The following is a 4,468-nucleotide window of genomic DNA, read 5'->3' as shown; positions in this document are numbered from 1 at the left end:
CGCCCAACTCGGTCTACAAGGCCGGCCGCGATGCGCCCGACTGGTTCGACCGCCTCGTCTCGCCGCCGCCGTCGCAAATGTCGATCGCCTTTCCCGGTGGCAAGCTGATGGTGAGTTCCAACGCGTCGCGCGCCGTGCTCGATGCCTGGGACGACTTCGTGCTGCTGACGCTCAGCGCGCTGGGCCTGCTGGCGATCGTCAACGCGGGCGTGTTCTGGCTCGTGGGCCGCGCGACGCGCCCGTTCGCGGACATCGTGCACGCGCTGAACCAGCTCGAGAGCGGGCGCTTCGATGTTTTTCTGCGCGCCCTGCCCGGCACCGAGGCGGCGGCCATCGGCGCCGCCTTCAACCGCATGGTCGGCATGCTGCAGCAGCACATCGAAACCGAACGGCGCGCCGTGCGCGCCGAGAGCCGCCTGTCCGAAAGCCGCGAGCTGGGCCGCTGGGTCGACCAGAAGATCGAGCAGGAGCGCCGTCTCATTGCCCGCGAACTGCACGACGAGCTGGGCCAGTCGGTCACCGCGATGCGCAGCATGGCCCTGTCGATCGCGCAGCGCGTGCAGGCGCTCGATCCGCAGTCCGAGCAGGCGGCGCGGCTGATTGCCGAGGAGTCGGGCCGGCTCTACACGGCCATGCACGGCATGATCCCGCGCCTGACGCCGCTGGTGCTCGACAAGTTCGGGCTGGTGGCCGCGCTCGAGGACCTGGTCGAGCGAACCCGCAACAGCCATGGCGGCGTGCAGGTCGAGTGGCACCTGGAGATCGAGCTCGACCGCCTGCGGCTCGATACCGACACCGCGCTGGTGCTGTACCGCGCCGCGCAGGAAGGCATCACCAACGCACTGCGCCACGGCGAGGCGCACCGCATCGTGCTGGCCCTGCAGGGCGACGAACAGACGGTGAAGCTCACGCTGACCGACGACGGGCGCGGCCTGCCCGGCCCTGATGCCGCCAGGGAAACCAGCACAGGGCACTATGGCCTGCGTTGGCTGGCCGAGCGCATCGACAGCCTGGGCGGCGACCTGCGCCTTGAACCCGCCGCGCCCAGCGGCGCCCAATTGACGGTGCGCCTGCCCTTGCCGGCGGCCACAGCGGAGAACACATGACCACCCAGGCGATTCAGCCGATTCGAGTGATGCTGGTGGACGACCACGCGCTGGTGCGCATGGGCTTTCGCATGCTGCTGGCCGATGCGCAGATCGAGGTGGCGGCCGAAGCCGACACCGGCGAGCAGGCCTGCCAGGACTATCCGCAGGTGCGGCCCGACGTGGTGGTGATGGACCTGTCGATGCCCGGCATGGGCGGGCTGGAGGCGCTGCGCCGCCTGCTGGCGCACGACCCCAAGGCGCGCGTGCTGGCGCTGTCGGCGCACGAGGACACGATCCATCCGCGCCGCGTGCTGCGTGCCGGCGCGCTCGGCTACCTGGCCAAGCGCAGCGCGCCCGATGCGCTGATTGCCGCGGTGAAGGCCGTGGCGCGCGGCGACCGCTACATCGACGCCAACACCGCGCAGGCGCTGGCCACGGCCCAGATCGAGGGCGAGGCCAATCCGGCCGACCTGCTCAGCGAGCGCGAGTTCTCGGTCTTCATCCAGCTCGCGCGCGGCATGACGGTGGCACAGATTGCCAGCACGCTGAACCTTTCGCTCAGCACCGTGGGCTCGCACCTGTACCGCGTCAAGCAGAAGCTGGGCGCCACCAACCAGGCGGAGCTCACCTGGGTGGCGCTGCGCTGGGGGCTGATCCAGGTCTAGCTAGCCGCCCGGCGGCGTCCGTTCGATGATCGGCCAGCCGGCCTCGACGGCCCGCGCCCGCAGGCGATCGTCGGGCGCCACCGCCACCGGATCGGACACGGCACTCAGCAGCGGCAGGTCACTGGCCGAATCGGAATAGAACCACGATTGCTCGAGCGCATCGAGCCGCGTGCCGCGCGTGGCGAGCCACTGGTTCACATGCATCAGCTTGTGCACGCCGTAGCACGGGTCGCCGTCGATGCCGCCGTCGAGCGTGTCGTCGATCACCAGCGAGCGCGTCGCCAGCACGTCGGCCACGCCGAACACGCGGCCGAAGGGCTCGGCGATGAAGCGGGTGGTGGCGGTCACGATGGCGCAGACGTGGCCTGCGTCCTGGTGCCGGCGCACCAGCGCGCGCATCGGCTCGGGCACCTGCGGCGCGATCTCGGCTTCGAACTCCGCCGCCCACTGGCGCAGCGCGGCCATGCCGAAGCTTGCGAGCGGCGCGACGCTGACCCGATGCAGCGCGTGGATGTCCAGCGTGCCGTCCACGTACTGCTGGCAGTAGCCCAGGTAGACCGTCTCAGCGTCGGCCGGCAGCACGCCGCGCGCCACCAGGAAGCGCGTCCAGGCCATGCCGCTGTCGAACGGAATCAGCGTGTGGTCCAGGTCGAACAGCGCCAGCTTCATCGGCAAGCCCGGTCAAGCGAGGGGCGGGCCCGGCCACTCAAGCAGCGGCCGCCTCGTGCGGCTGCGCTTGCCGAACCAGCTGCGCCGGCAGCACGCCGCGCAGCGCATTGCACACCACGAGCTTCTGCGCGCCCTCCAGGTCTTCACGGGACAGGCTGCGTTCGGTGGCCTCCCAGATCGAGTCTTCGATCAGCACGCCGCGCATCACGCCGGGCAGCGCGCCATCAGCCACAGGTGGCGTCCACCAGCGTCCGCCGATGCGCGCGAACACCGTGCTGCGCCCGCCTTCGACAAGCCGGCCGTCTTCGGTGAAGAACAGGCTGTCGAAGGCCCCGGCGCGTTCGGCCGCGCGCACGCCGGCATCGTAGTGCTGGCGCACGGTGGTCTTGTGGGCGGCCAGCGGGTTCGCATTGGGCAGCCGCTGGTCGGCGATCAGCAGCTTCACTGCGCCCGGGGGCAAGGGCGGCAGCGGCGAATGCGTGATGCCGATGCGCCCGCCGTGCGCCAGCGCGAGCCGCAGGCGCGAGGGCCGACCGAGCGCGAGCGCGGGCAAGGTTTCCCGCAGCGCCTGCATCGCGGCATCGCGGTCGAGCCGGAAGCCCAGCACGCGTGCGCTGTGCGCCAGCCGCGCGAGGTGCCGGTCCAGGTAGCGGATGCCCTCGCCGGGCGTGGCCAGCATGGTCTCGAAGAGCTCGAAGCCGGGATCGAGCGCGGTGAGAAAGCGCGCCTTGAGCAGGCATTCCTCGAACTCGTCGGCCGCCATGCTGTCCTGCACGATGCCCGCGCCAATGCCCAGCCGCAGCGGGCGCAGGCCCTTCTGCTGCGCGCCCAGCGTGAGGGTGCGGATGGCGACCGACAGGCAGAAGTCGCCGATGGCCGCGCCCTCTGCCGGCGCATCGACCCAGCCGATCGCGCCGCAGTAGAGGCCGCGCGGCGTGCTTTCGAGTTCGCCGATCCATTCCATGGTGCGGTGCTTGGGCGCGCCCGTGATGGAGCCGCAGGGAAACACCGCGCGCAGCAGTTCGGGCATGCCGACGCCGGTGCGCAGCCGTGCCTGCACGGTCGAGGTCATCTGGAACACCGTGGCATAGGGCTCGATGGCAAAGAGCGTCGGCACCTTGACGGAACCGATCTGCGCCACGCGGCCGATGTCGTTGCGCAGCAGGTCGACGATCATGACGTTCTCGGCGCGGTTCTTGGCGTCGACCGAGAGCCGGCGCGCCATCTCGCTGTCGCCCTCGGGCGCATCGGCGCGGGCCGCGGTGCCCTTCATGGGACGCGCGGTGAGCACGCCTGCATCGTGGCGCAGGAAGAGTTCGGGCGAGCACGAGAGCACGTGGGTGATGTCGCCCTCCCCCGTCTTCGAATGGCCTTCGGGCAAGGCGATCAGCGCGCCGAAGGCCACGGGCTGCCGCTCGCGCAGGCGCCGGTACAGCGCCACGGGCGATCCGTAGCCCTGGCCCTGCAGCCGGTAGGTGAAGTTGACCTGGTAGGTCTCGCCCGCGGCGATGGCGCCGTGGATGCGCGCGATGGCTTCGGTGAAGGCCGGCTCGTCGATGCTGGGCTGCAGGTCCATCACGCCGACGGGCTGCGGCGGATTGGCCTCGCTCGCCTCGGTCTGCTCCAGCCAGCTGGCAACCTCGTCCGACGAAAGCATCGCGCAGTCGCTGAACATCAGCACGCGCAGCGCCGAGGCATCGTCGGCCGCCAGCCGCGTATGCCCCGCGCGCTGCAGCCTGGCGCCCCATTCGTAGTCGGCCAGCAGCACCGCGTGCAGGCCCTGCCGCAGGTCGGCATCGACGCGCGCCCAGGCCGCATCGAGCTCGGCCGGGTCGGTGCAGCGGTGCTCGCGCACGAACCCGGTGTGCAGCCGGCTGGTGGGCCGCGCGGGGGTCGAGCCGCAGTCGTCGAGGAGCGCGAACGAAGGCAAGGTCAGCTCCAGTCGTCCATGTCGTGCTTGATGCGGTGGCGGTTGGCGATCAGCTCGTCCACCGACGGCTCGTTGTTCAAGGCGCGCCGGATCGCGAGCTTGGTGGCTTCGTAGTT

5 protein-coding genes are annotated in these 4,468 nt (G+C 70.8%); 2 read left to right on the top strand and 3 right to left on the bottom strand.

The window, feature by feature from the left end:
• Window positions 1-1,106: histidine kinase (locus tag AC1DOC_RS20905; RefSeq protein WP_478130408.1), on the top strand; the 1,106-nt coding region annotated here is incomplete at its 5' end.
• A complete protein-coding gene (locus AC1DOC_RS20900; protein WP_018904583.1) occupies window positions 1,103-1,753 on the top strand; it encodes a response regulator in 651 nt (216 codons plus the stop codon). The genes AC1DOC_RS20905 and AC1DOC_RS20900, both read left to right, overlap by 4 nt.
• Here AC1DOC_RS20900 and AC1DOC_RS20895 read toward each other — a convergent pair whose 3' ends face one another.
• The 3 genes from AC1DOC_RS20895 to AC1DOC_RS20885 form a co-directional block, all read right to left on the bottom strand.
• Window positions 1,754-2,422 (bottom strand): HAD family hydrolase, encoded by a 669-nt coding sequence (locus AC1DOC_RS20895; RefSeq protein ID WP_478079267.1) that lies wholly within the window; start codon window positions 2,420-2,422, stop codon window positions 1,754-1,756.
• Window positions 2,423-2,459: 37 nt separating this feature from the next.
• Window positions 2,460-4,352, bottom strand: a complete 1,893-nt coding sequence (pabB, locus tag AC1DOC_RS20890; RefSeq protein ID WP_478083341.1) for an aminodeoxychorismate synthase component I — start codon at window positions 4,350-4,352, stop codon at window positions 2,460-2,462.
• A gap of 2 nt (window positions 4,353-4,354) precedes the next feature.
• The coding region (locus AC1DOC_RS20885) for a formaldehyde-activating enzyme (RefSeq protein ID WP_478130409.1) at window positions 4,355-4,468 on the bottom strand (114 nt) is incomplete at its 5' end.

The sequence above is a fragment of the Variovorax sp. 01T439_2 genome (assembly GCF_056398445.1).
The sequence above is the reverse complement of the archived record's forward strand: the minus strand, read 5'-3'. Positions and strand labels throughout refer to the sequence as shown.